Annotated in this window: 12 protein-coding genes; 8 read left to right on the forward strand and 4 right to left on the reverse strand. The window is 65.7% G+C overall.

Going from position 1 to position 14,886, the window contains the following annotated elements; all coding sequences use genetic code 11:
• Positions 1 to 222: 222 nt before the first annotated feature.
• Positions 223 to 1,755: an ABC transporter substrate-binding protein gene (locus tag QCE83_RS17395; RefSeq protein WP_309815454.1), complete on the forward strand. Its 1,533-nt coding sequence runs from the start codon at positions 223 to 225 to the stop codon at positions 1,753 to 1,755.
• A gap of 40 nt (positions 1,756 to 1,795) precedes the next feature.
• On the opposite strand, the gene QCE83_RS17400 is transcribed toward QCE83_RS17395, so the two are convergent.
• The 3 genes from QCE83_RS17400 to ssuD all read right to left on the reverse strand — a co-directional run bounded on the left by QCE83_RS17400 (position 1,796) and on the right by ssuD (position 4,278).
• Positions 1,796 to 2,752 carry a sulfonate ABC transporter substrate-binding protein gene (locus QCE83_RS17400; protein ID WP_309813337.1) on the reverse strand — a complete coding sequence of 319 codons (957 nt, stop codon included), beginning with the start codon at positions 2,750 to 2,752 and terminating at the stop codon, positions 1,796 to 1,798.
• A 143-nt stretch (positions 2,753 to 2,895) separates the two neighbouring features.
• Entirely contained in the window at positions 2,896 to 3,105 is a 210-nt protein-coding gene (locus QCE83_RS17405) for a hypothetical protein (protein WP_309815457.1), read from the reverse strand.
• Between the two features lie 45 nt (positions 3,106 to 3,150).
• Positions 3,151 to 4,278 (reverse strand): FMNH2-dependent alkanesulfonate monooxygenase, encoded by a 1,128-nt coding sequence (ssuD, locus tag QCE83_RS17410; RefSeq protein WP_309813339.1) that lies wholly within the window; start codon positions 4,276 to 4,278, stop codon positions 3,151 to 3,153.
• A gap of 318 nt (positions 4,279 to 4,596) precedes the next feature.
• On the opposite strand from ssuD, the gene QCE83_RS17415 reads away from it, so the two are divergent.
• The 6 genes from QCE83_RS17415 (at position 4,597) to QCE83_RS17440 (ending at position 12,631) form a co-directional block, all read left to right on the forward strand.
• Entirely contained in the window at positions 4,597 to 5,841 is a 1,245-nt protein-coding gene (locus QCE83_RS17415) for an acyl-CoA dehydrogenase family protein (RefSeq protein WP_309813341.1), read from the forward strand.
• 168 nt (positions 5,842 to 6,009) lie between these two features.
• Entirely contained in the window at positions 6,010 to 7,401 is a 1,392-nt protein-coding gene (locus QCE83_RS17420; RefSeq protein WP_309813342.1) for an LLM class flavin-dependent oxidoreductase, read from the forward strand.
• Positions 7,398 to 9,101 carry an ABC transporter ATP-binding protein gene (locus QCE83_RS17425; RefSeq protein WP_309813344.1) on the forward strand — a complete coding sequence of 568 codons (1,704 nt, stop codon included), beginning with the start codon at positions 7,398 to 7,400 and terminating at the stop codon, positions 9,099 to 9,101. The genes QCE83_RS17420 and QCE83_RS17425 overlap by 4 nt, the downstream gene beginning before the upstream one ends.
• Entirely contained in the window at positions 9,040 to 10,758 is a 1,719-nt protein-coding gene (locus tag QCE83_RS17430; RefSeq protein WP_309813347.1) for an ABC transporter substrate-binding protein, read from the forward strand. Before QCE83_RS17425 ends, QCE83_RS17430 begins: the two co-directional genes overlap by 62 nt.
• 5 nt (positions 10,759 to 10,763) lie before the next feature.
• Positions 10,764 to 11,756, forward strand: coding sequence for an ABC transporter permease (locus tag QCE83_RS17435; RefSeq protein WP_309813349.1), 993 nt, complete (start codon positions 10,764 to 10,766; stop codon positions 11,754 to 11,756).
• Positions 11,753 to 12,631 (forward strand): ABC transporter permease, encoded by an 879-nt coding sequence (locus QCE83_RS17440; protein ID WP_309813353.1) that lies wholly within the window; start codon positions 11,753 to 11,755, stop codon positions 12,629 to 12,631. The genes QCE83_RS17435 and QCE83_RS17440 overlap by 4 nt, the downstream gene beginning before the upstream one ends.
• A gap of 47 nt (positions 12,632 to 12,678) precedes the next feature.
• Here QCE83_RS17440 and QCE83_RS17445 read toward each other — a convergent pair whose 3' ends face one another.
• Positions 12,679 to 13,491, reverse strand: coding sequence for a MetQ/NlpA family ABC transporter substrate-binding protein (locus tag QCE83_RS17445; RefSeq protein ID WP_404984976.1), 813 nt, complete (start codon positions 13,489 to 13,491; stop codon positions 12,679 to 12,681).
• 198 nt (positions 13,492 to 13,689) lie between these two features.
• Here QCE83_RS17445 and QCE83_RS17450 point away from each other — a divergent pair, with 198 nt between their 5' ends.
• The gene (locus QCE83_RS17450; protein WP_309813356.1) at positions 13,690 to 14,865 is read left to right on the forward strand and encodes an acyl-CoA dehydrogenase family protein; all 1,176 of its coding nucleotides are present in this window, start codon (positions 13,690 to 13,692) and stop codon (positions 14,863 to 14,865) included.
• Positions 14,866 to 14,886: the final 21 nt, after the last annotated feature.

The following is a 14,886-nucleotide window of genomic DNA, read 5'->3' on the forward strand; positions in this document are numbered from 1 at the left end:
AACGCCGGCTTCGCATGCAGCCTTCCAATTTCTATTGATTTGCTAGTGCGGAAATTGCATTAAGCGCGGCCTCGCCCCGCACAAGCTAAGCTGTTTTTCTCGTTTTCCGAACGACCCGTCGCCCGATAACATCCTCACTCTTACAAAAACGAGGATGGCGAAATGACGACAGGGGTATCCAAGCGGTTCTTCATCGGTTTGCTGACGACGGGGCTCGTCGGCATGCATGGGGCGGATGCGGGGGCCGCCGGCGCCGCGCCGGTCCAGGGCGGCACGCTGACGTGGCTCGTGACGCCCGAGCCCGCTTCGATCATCCCGTTGACCACCACGGCCGGCGGCAACGCCGAGATCGGTCCCAAGGTCGTGGAAGGATTGCTCACCTATGACCAGAATCTCAACCCGAAGCCGCTGCTCGCGACCGCGTGGTCGGTCAGCCCGGACGGACTGCAATACCGCTTCACCTTGCGCCACGGTGTCAAATGGCACGACGGCAAGCCTTTTACGGCAGAGGACGTCGCCTTCTCGATCCTGACATTGAAGCAGTCGCATCCGCGCGGACGCAGCACGTTCGCGAACGTGACCGGCGTGAAAACGCCTGATCCCTATACGGTCGTCATCGAACTGTCCAGGCCTGCGCCGTTTCTTCTGACCGCGCTGTCCGGATCGGAATCGCCGATCATTCCGAAACACCTCTATGAAGGCACCGACGTCGTTGCGAATCCGCACAACAGCGCGCCCATCGGAACCGGCCCGTTCATGTTCAAGGAGTTCGTGCGCGGCGATCACATTCTGCTGGTGCGCAATCCGGACTACTGGGACAAGCCGAAGCCTTATGTCGACCGCGTGATCGTGCGCTTCCTGCCCGATGCCGCCGCGCGCGCAGCGGCGCTGGAGACCGGCGCGGCCAACCTGGGCGATCAGGCGATTCCGCTCGCGGACGTCAAGCGCTTCAGCGCCCTGCCCAACTTTCATGTCGACACGACCAACTGGCCGTACGTCAGCAATCACCAGCAACTCATCTTCAATCTCGACACGCCCGTGCTGAAGGACCGTGCCGTGCGCCTCGCCATCTCTCAGGCCATCGACGTCAACGCACTGAACCGCGTTGTCTGGTACGGCTACGGGACGGTGTCGGCCGCCGCGATCGGCGTGGCGAACTCGCGCTACCACGACGCCGACATCCATTACTACCCCTATGATCCGGCGCAAGCCAACGCGGCGCTCGACCGCCTGGGCCTGAAACGCGGACCTGATGGCAAGCGCTTCTCGCTGCGGCTCCTGTACAACCCGTTCCAGGATTCGCGCGCCGCCGATTTCGTGCGTCAGTCGCTCGCGCGCGTCGGCATCGACGCGCAGGTGCAGACCTATGACTTCGGCACGTACGTGGTCAAGGCGTACACGGATCGTGCATTCGACATCACGCTCGAGGCGCTCGCCAATGTGTTCGACCCGACAGTCGGCGTGCAGCGCGTGTTCTGGTCGAAGAACTTCAAGATCGGCTTGCCGTTTTCCAACGCCGCCCACTACTCGAACCCGGAAGTGGACCGCCTGCTCGAGGCGGCCTCGGTGGAAACGGACGAGAACAAGCGCCGCCAGTTGTTCAGGCAATTCCAGCAGATCGTGCACGACGACATTCCGTCGATCGAATTCGGCGCGAACCCGAACATCACCATCGCCTCGACCAAGGTGAAAAACTACGCGCCCACCGGAGAAGGGCTGCGAGGCAACTTCGCGGACTTGTACGTGCTTCCATGAGTCACGCAGCGAGCGCCGGCTTCGGGCCGGCGCCCGCACTTCAGGAAAGCACCGCGTCCTTCGTCGTGATCTTGCGCGGGATGAGCTTCAACTCGTAGAACGTGTCCGCGATGCGCTGCTGTTCGTCGAGCACCGGCGCATCGATCGGCCGGTAGACGTGTTCGTAGTGCTGCAGGCCCGACTGGATCGTCGCGGCATCGAGACCTTGAATCGGCGCCAGCTGCGCGGCGGCAGCAGCAACGTTCTGCCTGACCCACTGCCCTTCCTTGCCGAGTTCTTCCATCGCGATGCCGATGACGTCCTTGCGCTTCTGGGCGAACTCGCGCTGGCTGAGAAAGAACTGGTGATGACTGGCCACGCCCTCCGCATTCGCCAGCAGGCGTGCGTTGCCTTGTGACTGCGCCGCCGCGAGAAACGGATCCCAGATGGCCCACGCGTCGATGGCGCCCCGTTCGAGCGCGGCGCGGGCGTCGGCCGGGGCCAGAAAGGCGGGCTGAATGTCGCCATAATCCAGACCGTGCTTGCGCAGCAACGCGATGATGAACCAGTGCACATCCGACCCGCGATTGAACGCGACTTTCTTCCCCTTCAGATCGGCGACCGACTGGATCGGCGAGTTCTTCGCGACCACGACGCCTTCCGCACGCGGCGTGGGTACTTCGTATGCCGTGTAGACGAAGTCGGCGCCGGCGGCCTGTGCGAATACCGGTGGCGCCTCGCCGACATAGCCGAAGTCGATCGCGCCGACGTTCAGGCCTTCGAGCAGTTGCGGACCTGCGGGAAATTCCGTCCAGATGAGCTTCACGCCCAGCGGCGCGAGCCGCTTCTCGAGCGTGCCTTTCGCCTTGAGGAGGACGAGCGTGCTGGCCGCCTTCTGATAGCCGATGCGGAACTGGTCGTTCTCGAACTTCGCCCACGCCGGCAAGGCAAAGCCGGCCAGCGTGGCGGGAACGGCGGCGAGGAAAGTCCGGCGGCCGCGCGAGATCGTGCGTTTCATGTTGACGTGTCCTTGGCGTTGCGGGAAGCACAGCGCTTGTCGCATCGGTGGCGAAGCGCGGCGGGGCCGCCATGCTATCTCACGCAGGGATGAGCGCTAAGCAACTTTTAGAGCTATGCAAAGCATCGCGCACAGCGCCCGCTTCAACGCCTGTTGCGCGCGATCTCGCGTGCCGCGCATACGAAAGTGAAAACCCCGACGAGCAACGCGGCCACGGCCAGCGATTCCGCAGGCAGGCCCTGCCCGAGGTTCGACCCGAGCCACCACAGCGCCGCGCTCGCCGCCATCATCAACACGCCGAAGGCAAGCCCCCAGACCGGCCCCGCCACCGGCGCACGCCTCTTGTGCGACATCTTCACGAATTGCGTTCCTCCACCATGCCTGGCGTCCGTACGGCGCTAGCGAACGCCGGTCCCTGCCCTGATATCGAAAGCGCCGCCGGTCTGGCGTGCATCGGTGGTCACGCGACCTTTGCCCGGCAGAAGAGGGAACACGTGTTCCGCAAACCGATACGCTTCTTCGAGATGCGGATAACCCGACAGCACGAAACTGTCGGCGCCGGCTTCGACATATTCCTGCAGACGCGCCGCCACGGTCTGCGCGTCGCCGACCAACGCGGTGCCCGCGCCGCCGCGCACGAGTCCGACGCCCGCCCACAGGTTCGGGCTGATTTCGAGCTGGTCGCGCCGGCCGCCGTGCAGCTCGGCCATGCGGCGCTGGCCGACCGAGTCCATGTTCGCGAAGTTCTGCTGCGAGCGGGCGATATCCTCGTCGGTCAGGCGGCTGATCAGCGCGTCCGCGGCGGCCCACGCCTCGTCGCTGGTCTCGCGGACGATCACGTGCAGCCGTACGCCGAAGCGCACCGTGCGGCCGCGACGCGCGGCGCGTGCGCGGACATCGGCGAATTTCCCGGCAACCGCGGCAGGCGGTTCGCCCCAGGTCAGATAGGTGTCGACATGTTCGGCCGCGATCTCGTGCGCCGCGTCCGACGAGCCGCCGAAATACAGCGGCGGATACGGCTTCTGCACGGGCTCGTGGAAGTTCTTTGCGCCCTTCACATGCACGTGCTTGCCGTCGAAATCGATCGACTCCTCCGTGAAGAGCCTGCGCCACACGGAAAGAAACTCGTCGGCGTATTCGTAGCGTTGTTCATGGTCGAGAAACACGCCGTCGGCGGCGAGTTCGGTGGCGTCGCCGCCGGGCACGACATTGAGCAGCAACCGGCCGCCCAGCGCTTCATCGAGCGTGGCGGCCTGGCGCGCGGAAGCCGTGACGTTGCCGAGCGAAGTGCGCAACGCGACCAGCAGCTTGATGCGCCGTGTGACCGGGACGAGGCTGGCAGCCGTCACCCAGGGATCCAGGCAGCTGCTGCCCGTCGGAATCAGCAGGCCGTCATAGCCGAGTTCGTCGGCGGCCACCGCGATCTGCCGCATGTAGGCGTTGGTCGGCGCGCGACCGAAATCCGAAACGCCGAGATAGCGGGTGTCTCCCGAAGTGGGCAGGAACCAGAAAATATCGAGACTCATCATGCACTCCGAGACTTCATTGTGTTCATCGCAGGAGCCTTCCTTACATCAAGACTCTGCCGCGGAATGGTACCCGCAAACACGCGGCTCGGGCAGTGCGCCAGCGCTTTTCACACGGCGCGATAAGCATATGAACACGCCTGCAAAACAAGCGTTTTTCAAGCCCTGGATGAAGATCCGGACGGCCGTCTCGCACGTAGACGGACACTGTCCGTTTTCGCGTTAGCTTCTGACAATTCGTCGTTTCTCCTGCGCGTGCCGGTTGACGATAATCGACGCCTCGACACACGTCCTCTCCATTCTCTTTTCAAAGGCAACATGACTTTCGATCGCAATGCGCCGCTGCCCGATGGCGTCGTCGTCGGACAAGCGTGGGGAGCCGGTCCCACCGATCACTACACGGCGCTTGCCGCGCCTTTCCGTCCGATCTTCCGGCAGATCCGTGAACAGAGCATCGGCCGCGAACTCGAACGCCGCCTGCCCGCCGAAGAGATCGGCTGGCTGCGCGACGCGGGATTCACCGCGCTGCGCGTGCCGCGTGACAATGGCGGTCGCGGCATCCGGTTGAGCGAGCTGTTCGAATTGCTGATCGAGTTGTCCGAAGCGGATTCGAACATCACGCAGGCGCTGCGTGCGCACTTCGGCTTCGTCGAGCATGCGCTCGACAGTCCGGCCGCGCGCCGTGAACGCTGGCTGCCGCGGCTGGCGCGCGGCGACATCATCGGCGCTGCATGGTCGGAAACGGGCGAGGCGCGGCAGAGTCAGTTCGCGACGCGGCTCACGCGCAACGCGAACGGCTGGCGGCTCAACGGCGCGAAGTTCTACACGACGGGCTCCTTGTTCGCCGACTGGATTCATGTCGGCGCAACCGATGCCGACGATGAGCAGATCTCGGTCACGGTGAACCGGCAAAGTGCGGGCGTCGATGTGATCGATGACTGGGACGGCATGGGTCAGCGCCTCACCGCAAGCGGCACCAGCCGCTTCAACAACGTGGAGGTGGACGAAGCCGAGATCGTCGCGGGACGCGCGCCCTTTCCCTACTCGGAAGGGTTCTATCAGCTTGTACACCTGGCGACGCTCGCCGGCATCGGACGCGCGCTCGTGAACGACGCAGCCGCCGCGATCGCCGCGCGCTCCCGCAGCTACAGTCATGCCGCGAGCAAGCGCGCCGCCGACGATCCGCAACTGCTTCAGGTCGTCGGACGCGCTCGCGCCCATGCGTGGACCGCCGGCGCGATCGTCACGCAAGCGGCACGCGCGCTCGAACGTGCGGCCGGCGCGGTCGAGCGGCCGGATGCGCTGGCGATCATCGCCGAAGCCGAGGTCGAAATCTGGCAGGCGCAGACCGTGGCGTCGCAGCTGATTCTCGACGCTTCGTCCAGCGTGTTCGATGCGCTCGGCGCCTCCGCGACACTGCGCTCGAGCGGACTCGACCGTTACTGGCGCAACGCACGCACGATCGCATCGCACAACCCGCGCATTTACAAGGACCGCATCGTCGGCGACTTCGCCGTGAATGGCACGCTGCCGCCGGGACAGTGGCGCATCGGGGTGGCCTGAGCGGCCCGCTCGCATGCAATCGACGGTGCACCAGAAATGCTCATGCCGATTTGATGGTTAGCTGCCCCGCGCGCCTGTGCGACGCTACGCGCTCCAATGGATCGCGCGAGGGTGGCTGACCGTCTCACTTCGCGCGTTCTCCGCCTCTTCCGTGCCGCACGACCTTCCATGAGCAAGAAGCAAATCATCCTGAACGCGTTCAACATGAACTGCGTCGGCCACATCAATCATGGCCTCTGGACGCATCCGCGCGATCGTTCGACCGATTACCGCAAGCTATCCTACTGGACCGATCTCGCGAAGCTGCTGGAGCGCGGCCTGTTCGACGGACTGTTCATCGCCGATATCGTCGGCGTGTATGACGTGTACGGGCAATCGGTGGACGTCACGCTGAAGGAGTCGGTGCAACTGCCGGTCAACGATCCGCTGCTGCTCGTCTCGGCGATGGCGGCCACGACGAAACACCTCGGTTTCGGCATCACGGTGAATCTCACGTATGAAGCGCCCTATCTGCTCGCGCGCCGCTTTTCGACGCTCGATCACCTGACCGAAGGACGCATCGGCTGGAATATCGTCACGGGCTATCTCGACAGCGCCGCGCGCGCGATGGGCCGCACCGAAATGATCGCGCACGACGAGCGCTACGATCGCGCCGACGAGTACCTCGACGTGCTCTACAAGCTTTGGGAAGGCAGCTGGGAAGACGGCGCGGTGCTGCGCGACCGCGCAGGCCGCGTGTTCGCCGATCCGTCGAAAGTGCACAAGCTCGTCCACCACGGCCGTTACTACGACGTCGAGGGCTATCACCTGTCCGAGCCCTCGCCGCAACGCACGCCAGTGCTGTTCCAGGCCGGTTCGTCCGGGCGCGGACAGGCCTTTGCCGTGCGCCACGCCGAATGTGTGTTCGTGTCGAGCCAGAGCAAGGAAGGCACGCGCAAGCTCGTCGATACGCTGCGCCGCCAGGCTGCCGAGGCCGGACGCGCACCGCGGGACCTGAAAATCATCATGGGCATCACGGTCGTGGTCGGGCGCACGCAACGGGAAGCGGAAGAGAAATTCGCGGAATATGCGCGCTACGCGAGCCCCGAGGCCGGGCTCGCGCACTTCGCGGCAGGCAGCGGTATCGACTATTCCGCTTTCGCGCCGGACGACGATCTCGAACCGCCGGGCGGCCACAAGGGACGCGGCATTGAATCTTCGGTGCAGCGCGTGACGGACGGCAAACGTGGCGTCACCGTGCGCCATCTGCTCGACCAGATGAAGCTCGGCGGCCGCTTTACGACGATCGTCGGCGATCCTGTGCAGGTAGCCGATGCACTGCAGGCCTGGGTCGAGGAAGCGGACATCGACGGCTTCAACCTGACGCGCACCGTGACGCCGGAAAGCTACGAGGATTTCATCGACCTGGTGATTCCCGAGTTGCAGTCGCGCGGAATCTACAAGACGTCTTATGCCGAAGGCACGCTGCGCGAAAAGCTGTTCGGCGGCGATGCCCGTCTCGGACCTCGTCACGCCGGCGCGGCATTCCGCGACCTCTCGAACGGCGCGGCCGCGAAATGAGCGCCCCGGCGCCCCTGCTGCAGATCGAAGGGCTCAGCGTGTCCTTCGGCGGCCACCCGGCGGTGCAGCCGCTCGACCTGAGTATCGCGCGTGGCGAGATGCTCGCGCTGGTCGGCGAATCCGGCAGCGGCAAATCGACCATCGCGCTCGCCGCGATGGGGCTGCTGCCGCCCTCGGCCCGGGTCTCGGGCGAGATCCGCTTCGAGGGCCGCCTGCTCTCCGGGCAGACCGAGCGCGCATGGAGCACGCTGCGCGGCGACCGCATCGGCATGATCTTTCAGGAGCCGATGACCTCGCTGAACCCGCTGCAGCCGATCGGCCGCCAGGTGGCCGAGGCGTTGCTGCTGCATCGGCCCATGTCCGGGCCGGCTGCACGCAGCGCGGCGCTGGAGTTGCTGGATCTGGTGCGCCTGCCCGACCCGCAGCGCCGCTTTGGCCAGTATCCGCATGAACTTTCCGGAGGTCAGCGGCAACGCGTGATGATCGCGATGGCGGTGGCTTGCCGCCCCGGACTGCTGATCGCCGACGAGCCGACCACCGCACTCGACGTCACGATTCAGGCGCAGATCCTCGAACTGATCGACCGTCTGCGCCGCGAACTGTCGATGGCCGTGCTGCTCATCACGCACGATCTCGGCGTGGTCGCGCGCTGGGCGGACCGCGTGGCCGTGCTGAAAGACGGCGTAAAGGTCGAGGAAGCGCCGACGCCCGCGCTGTTCGCACGCCCGGCGCAAGCCTATACGCGCGCACTGCTCGGCGCATCGCTGCAGTTCGACGCGGGATTGCACTATCGCGACGTGCGCCTCACCGGACCACGCGTCAGCGCTCCGTTGCCCGCTGCGAGCACGCATGCACCCGTGCTGCTGCGTGCCTCCGAGGTATGCGTCGACTACCGCGACGTACGCGCCGTGGACGGCGTCAGCTTCGAGATCCGCGCCGGCGAGACGGTCGGTCTCGTGGGCGAGTCGGGTTGCGGCAAGTCGTCTCTGTCGCGTGCGCTGACGCGCCTCGTCGAGCCGTCCAACGGCAGCATCGTGTTCGACGGCACGGATGTCACCCATCTCGGCCGACGGGCGTTGCGGCCGTATCGGCGGCGCGTGCAGATGATCTTTCAGGATCCGTACGGCTCCCTCAATCCGCGACATACGGTGGAACGCACCCTGGGCCATGCGCTCGCGATCCACGGTGTCGCAAGCAGGCGCGAACGCGCCGCGCGCATCCGCCGCATCATCGACGCCGTCGGGCTGCCCGAGTCGGCGCTCAAGCGCCATCCGCATGAATTCTCGGGCGGACAGCGGCAGCGTATCGGCATTGCGCGCGCGCTCGTGCTCGAACCCGCGCTCGTGATCTGCGACGAGCCGGTCTCGGCCCTCGACGTCTCCATCCAGGCGCAGATCCTCGATCTGCTGGCCGACCTGAAGCAGGAACTCGGTCTCGCGCTGCTGTTCATCTCGCACGATCTTTCGGTGGTTCGCTATATCGCCGACCGCGTGCTGGTGATGCAGGCGGGCCGCATCGTGGAAAGCGGCGATCACGCGTCGATCTGGCGCGCGCCGCAACATGCCTATACCCGCACGCTGATCGACGCGGTGCCGTCGTCGCACACGCCCTCGCCTCTCAACACAAGGAAAATTGATCGTGACTTTCAAGCCGAGCAAGCCGCAAGCGCCCGCCCTCTCGACACGCCCGTCGCACGATGACCCGCTCGGCGTCGCCGTTGCCGATCTCACCCGGCGGCGGCTCCTGAAGGGCGCGGGCGCGTTGTTCGCCGGTGCGGCTGCGCCCTTCGTGTTCACGGGCGAAGCATGGGCCGCGACCGAAGCGACGCCCATCACGCTCACCGGCGCGAAACAGGGCGGCACGCTCACTGCGGTGATCCATCCGGAGCCGCCGACGCTCGCGTTCTTCGTCAACTCGGCGACGATGATCGGCGCGGTGGCGAGCAAGGTCTTCGACGGCCTCGTCGAATACGGTCCCGACCTGAAGCCCCGCCCGCAACTCGCCGAGAGCTGGAACGTCTCGCCCGACGGACTCACGTGGACCTTCAGGCTGCGTCAGAACGCGACCTGGCACGACGGCAAGCCCTTTACTTCCGCCGACGTGAAGTTTTCCGCCGAGGAAGTCTGGCTCAAGATCAGCCCGGCGTCCCGGCGCGTGCTGCAATATCTGACGAAGATCGACACCCCGGACGCGCATACGGTCGCGCTGCATCTGTCGAAATCGACGCCCGCCACCTTCGGCATCCTCGACTCGCTGGGCACGCCGATCCTGCCGAAGCATCTCTACGAAAATACGGACATCCGCAACAATCCGTACAACAACAAGCCGGTCGGCACCGGCCCGTTCAAGTTCACGGAATGGCTGCGCGGCGACCGCATCGTGCTCGATCGCTACGAGAAATACTGGGCTGCGGGGCAGCCCTATCTCGACCGCATCACCTGGAAGATCACGCCGGACGTGTCGGGGCGCGCCACGGCGCTGGAGACCGGCGCCGCACAATATGGCGAGCGCAATCCCGTGACCTTCGCGGACGCGGACCGTCTGGCGAAGCTGCCCAATCTCGTCGTGTCGCGCGAGGGCTATAACGGCTACGCCGCATGGCTGTGGCTCGAACCGAACCTGCGCGATCCGATCCTCGGCAAGCTCGAAGTGCGCCAGGCGATCGCCCATGCAATCAATCGCGAGGCACTGGTCGCAACCGTCTGGGGCGGCTACGCGGTGCCCGCGACCGGTCCGGAATCGTCCCTCGTGAAGGCCTTCTACACCGCGCAGACCGAGCAATATCCCTACGATCCGAAACGGGCGGAAGCGTTACTGGACAAGGCCGGTTTCCCGAAGAAAGCGGACGGCTGGCGTTTCCGCATCAATCACGATTTCATTCCCTATGGCGACGACTACCGCCGCACCGGCGAATTCGTGCGCCAGGCGCTGCGCCGCGTGGGCATCGACGTGAACCTGCGCGGACAGGACCTGCCGACCTGGATCAAGAACGTCTTCACCGACTACGACTTCCAGTTGATCAGCAGTTGGGGCACCAACGGACTCGATCCGCAGATCGGCGTCGAGCAGCATTACTGGTCGAAGGCCGCCTCCAACGGGACGCCCTGGTTCAACGCCTCCGGTTACGCGAGCCCCGAAATGGACCGCGTGATCGAGGCCGCGCAGACCGAGACGGATCCGTCCAGAAGGCGCGACCTGTACTTCCAGTTGCAGAAGATTGCGCAACGCGACCTGTCGCTGATCAATCTCTTCGAGTTCCGCTGGTTCGGCGTGTGGGCGAAGAACCTGCGCAACGTGACGGACACCGCGAGCCATTCACGCGCCAACTTCGCGCGCGTCTGGTTCGACCACGCGTGATCATCATGCCGCTCACCTCCGCACTCGCCGCCCACCGGATCGGACGCAGACTGATCCAGCTCGTGCTGGTGCTGCTCGGCACCACCGTGCTCAACTTCGCGCTGCTCAAGCTGATGCCCGGCGATCTCGTCGACGTGATCGCCAGCGAGAGCGGCAACGTGTCGCCACAGTACGTCGCGCAGCTGCGCGAAGCCTATGGGCTGAACCAGAGCGCCGCCACGCAGTTGCTGCATTACATCGGCCATGCGCTGCGCCTCGATCTGGGCTTCTCTTTCCGCTTCGGCGAGCCGGTGACCGCGCTCGTGTTCGGGCGCCTGCCGGCAACGCTCGCGCTGATCGGCACGGCGCTCGTGGTATCGGTGAGCCTGGGGATCCTGCTGGGCGTCTGCGCGGCGCGCCGTCCGCACGGTGTCGTCGATACGCTCGTGTCGACGCTCGCGACGCTCGGCTACTCCGCGCCGATGTTCTGGACCGCGCTGATGCTGATCGTGATCTTCGGCGTGCATCTCGAATGGCTGCCGATCGGCGGCGTGGTGGATACCAATATCGCGCATCACGGCTTCTCGCTGCTGCTCGATCGCCTGCGTCATCTGGTGCTGCCGGCCGCCACGCTCGTGCTGTACTACGTCGCAATCTTCGCACGGCTCGCGCGGGCCTCGATGATCGAGACGCTGCAGGAAGACTTCATCCGCACCGCCCGCGCGAAGGGTGGCCGGCCCTGGTACGTGGTCACCCATCACGCACTGCGCCACGCGGTGCTGCCGGTGCTGACGATGCTCGGCCTGCAGGGCAGCGCGCTGATCGGCGGTTCGGTGATCGTCGAGACGGTGTTCGGCTGGCCGGGCCTCGGGCAGCTGTCCTTCGAGGCCATCAAGAGCCGCGACGTCAACCTGCTGGTCGGCGTGCTGCTGCTCTCCGCATGCCTGGTGGTTCTGCTCAATCTGATCGTCGATCTGCTCTACGGGCTGATCGACCCGCGCACGAGGCATCGCACATGAAATGGCTCCGCTTGCTGCGCCAGCCCTCCGCGCTGGTCGGCGCGACGCTGCTGGCCTGCGCGCTGTTCGCCGCGCTCACGGCCAACGCGTTCTTCCCGGGCGATCCGCTCGACATGGTGGCCGCGCCTTATCAGTGGCCCGGCGCCGCGCATGCCTGGCCGCTCGGCACCGACCTGATGGGTCGCGACCTGCTGGCCGGGCTGTTCCACGGCGCGCGCGTGTCGCTCTACGTGGGTCTGACGGTGGCGGTCATCGCGCTCGTGCTGGGGGTGCTGATCGGCGGTCTCGCCGGCTATTTCGGCGGCGTGCTCGACCAGATCCTGATGGCGGTCACGGAGTTCTTCCAGACCGTCCCGCCGTTCCTGCTCGCCATCATCCTCGTGGCGATCCTCACGCCGTCGCTCGGCACGATCGTCTTTGCGCTCGGCGTGACGGCGTGGCCGAGCATCGCGCGGCTCACGCGCGGCGAATTCATCGTGCTGCGGGAGCGCGAGTTCGTCAGCGCGAGCGTCGCGCTCGGCGCGAGCGACGCGCATCTGATCTTCATCGAAATCCTGCCCAACGCGCTCACGCCGATTCTCGTCTCCACCGCGCTGCTGGTCGCCAACGCGATCCTGTCCGAGGCGGCCCTGTCGTTTCTCGGTCTGGGCGATCCCAACGTCGTCAGCTGGGGTTCGATGGTCGGCACCGGGCGCGAGGCGCTGCGCACCGCCTGGTACATGATCGCGGTGCCGGGATCGGCGATCGCCCTGACCGTGCTTGCGCTGAATCTGCTGAGTGACGCGCTGCATACCGCCTTCAATCCCCGCCTGGCGAAGAGCCGGCGCGCGGAGGCGGCTGCGACGCCCGATCCGGCAGAGCCCGTGCGCCCCTGATGCGACCTGTCTTGCGCGACCATCGCACGGAAGCGCCGGGCAAGCGCCTAGTTCGAAGGCTTCGAGAATCCGGCGAAGCGCTCGTCGATCACCTTCCCGAAGGCGGCCGATCGATAGGCGTTGGCGATATCCTTCACATAAGGCTTGTTCAGATCGGCCGTGCGCACCGCGACGAGATTCAGGTAGTAAGGCGGAATCTTCTCGAGCAGCAGCGCGTCCGTGAGCTTCAGTCCGGCGGCGAGCGCGAAGTTGCCGTTGACGAACGCGTAGTCGACGTCATCGAGCGAGCGCGGCAGTTGCGCGGCCTCGAGCGGCACGAGCTTCAGCTTGTGCGGATTCGAGGCGATGTCGCGCTCGGACGACTTCACCGGATCGACGCCCGCCTTGAGCGTCACCCAGCCGAGCTGCTGCAGCAGGATGATGGCGCGGGCCTGGTTGGTCACGTCGTTCGGCAGCGAAACGGTGGCGCCGTCTTTCACATCGTTGAGCGTCTTGTGCTTGTGCGTGTACAGTCCGATGGGCGCGGTCGGCACCTTGACGAGCTCGGACAACGCGAGCTTGTGATCCTCCGAGAACTTCTTCAGGTAGATCTCGTGCTGAAAGGCATTGGCGTCAAGCGCGCCGTCGGCCAGCGCGAGATTGGGCTGTACGTAGTCGCTGAACTCGACGATCGTCACCTTGTAGCCTTCCTTCTCCAGCTGCGGCTTGATACCGTAGCGGATCTGGTCCGAATAGGGGCCCGCCGTGGCGCCGAAACGAATTTCGGGCTTGCCGGGATCGGCGGCGTATGAAATGGAGGTCAACGACGCGCTCAGCGCGATCACGAACGCTGCGGCTCGTGCAAGACGAAAGTGCTTCACGGAATTCTCCTCTGCGCTTCGCGTGCATGCGAAGCAGATTGTTGTGTGTGCTGCGGCACAAGCTTACAAACGGGCAAGGAAAAGCCAAACCAACGAATCAATCTATGGTTTTCTGGATTGGCGCCTTTATGAAACTCGTCGACGCGCGCGTCCGGGCCCGCATTCCGGCCGCGACGACACCTGTCAGGAGCGATCACCATGAGCCGTACCGAGCAGTCCGACTGGACCGCGCCGCTGGACACGCTGCTGCGCGCCTGGGCGCAAACCGCCGTCGCGCGCGACAAGGCGGGCGGCACGGCTTTCGACGAGCGCCGCCTGCTGCGTGACAGCGGCCTGCTGCGGCTTTCGATACCGGTGGAATACGGCGGCGACGGCGCACCCTGGTCGACCGTGCTCGATGTCGTGCGCTGCATGGCCCAGGTCGACAGTTCACTCGCGCATCTGTACGCGTTCCATCATCTGCAACTGGCGACGATCCGCCTGTTCGGCCGCGACACGCAGATCCGGCACTGGTTGCCTGAGACCGTCAAACAAGGCTGGTTCTGGGGCAACGCGCTCAATCCGCTCGACAAGAGCACCCGCGCCCTCTCCGACGGCGCGGGCGGCTTTTTCTTCGACGGACGCAAGAGCTTCTGCTCCGGCGCGCGCGATTCCGACCAGCTCATCGCTTCCGCCTTCGACGAAGACGGACGGCTGCAGATCGGCGTGACGCCCACGGCTCGCGCGGGCATCACCGTGCTCGACGACTGGGACAACATGGGTCAGCGTCAGACTGACAGCGGCACGGTGATATTCGAACGCGTGCGCATCTCGGCGGAGGAACGGCTCAACGATCCCGGCCCGCTCTCCAGTCCCTTCGCCTGCCTGCGGCCGCTGCTCGCCCAGGCGATCCTGAGCCACATCTATCTCGGCATCGGCGAAGGCGCGTTGCAGGCGGCGCGCGAGTCCACGCTCTCGCAGACGCGCCCGTGGATCGCCTCGCAGGCCGAGCGCCCGGGCGACGATCCGTATGTGCTCGGGCGCTACGGCGACTTCTGGGTCGCGCTCGAAGGCGCACGGCTGCTGGTCGAACGCGCGATGCAGGCGTTCGATCTCGCCTGGTCGCGTGGTCTCGACCTGAGCGAGGACGAGCGCGGCACCGTGGCCGTGGCGGTCGCGACCTCGAAGGTGGCGGCGGCGCGCGCCGGGCTCGACGTCGCCCACCGGATGTTCGAGGTCATGGGCGCGCGCTCGACCACCGCCGCGCTCAGGCTCGATCGCTTCTGGCGCAACGTGCGGGTGCACACGTTGCACGACCCGCTCGACTACAAGGTGCGCGAGCTCGGCGACTGGGCGCTCAACGGGCGGGTGCCGGTTCCGTCGTTCTATTCGTGACGCGCGCGGCGGCGCACGCGC

Source organism: Caballeronia sp. LZ034LL (genome assembly GCF_031451215.1).
Classification (GTDB): domain Bacteria; phylum Pseudomonadota; class Gammaproteobacteria; order Burkholderiales; family Burkholderiaceae; genus Caballeronia.

Bases quoted from the DNA above. Each gene is read 5' to 3' on its own strand.
- QCE83_RS17395 (WP_309815454.1), top strand. From the start codon at position 223: ATGCATGGGGCGGATGCGGGGGCCGCCGGCGCCGCGCCGGTCCAGGGC.
- QCE83_RS17400 (WP_309813337.1), bottom strand. From the start codon at position 2,752: ATGAAACGCACGATCTCGCGCGGCCGCCGGACTTTCCTCGCCGCCGTT.
- QCE83_RS17405 (WP_309815457.1), bottom strand. From the start codon at position 3,105: ATGTCGCACAAGAGGCGTGCGCCGGTGGCGGGGCCGGTCTGGGGGCTT.
- ssuD (WP_309813339.1), bottom strand. From the start codon at position 4,278: ATGAGTCTCGATATTTTCTGGTTCCTGCCCACTTCGGGAGACACCCGC.
- QCE83_RS17415 (WP_309813341.1), top strand. From the start codon at position 4,597: ATGACTTTCGATCGCAATGCGCCGCTGCCCGATGGCGTCGTCGTCGGA.
- QCE83_RS17420 (WP_309813342.1), top strand. From the start codon at position 6,010: ATGAGCAAGAAGCAAATCATCCTGAACGCGTTCAACATGAACTGCGTC.
- QCE83_RS17425 (WP_309813344.1), top strand. From the start codon at position 7,398: ATGAGCGCCCCGGCGCCCCTGCTGCAGATCGAAGGGCTCAGCGTGTCC.
- QCE83_RS17435 (WP_309813349.1), top strand. From the start codon at position 10,764: ATGCCGCTCACCTCCGCACTCGCCGCCCACCGGATCGGACGCAGACTG.
- QCE83_RS17440 (WP_309813353.1), top strand. From the start codon at position 11,753: ATGAAATGGCTCCGCTTGCTGCGCCAGCCCTCCGCGCTGGTCGGCGCG.
- QCE83_RS17450 (WP_309813356.1), top strand. From the start codon at position 13,690: ATGAGCCGTACCGAGCAGTCCGACTGGACCGCGCCGCTGGACACGCTG.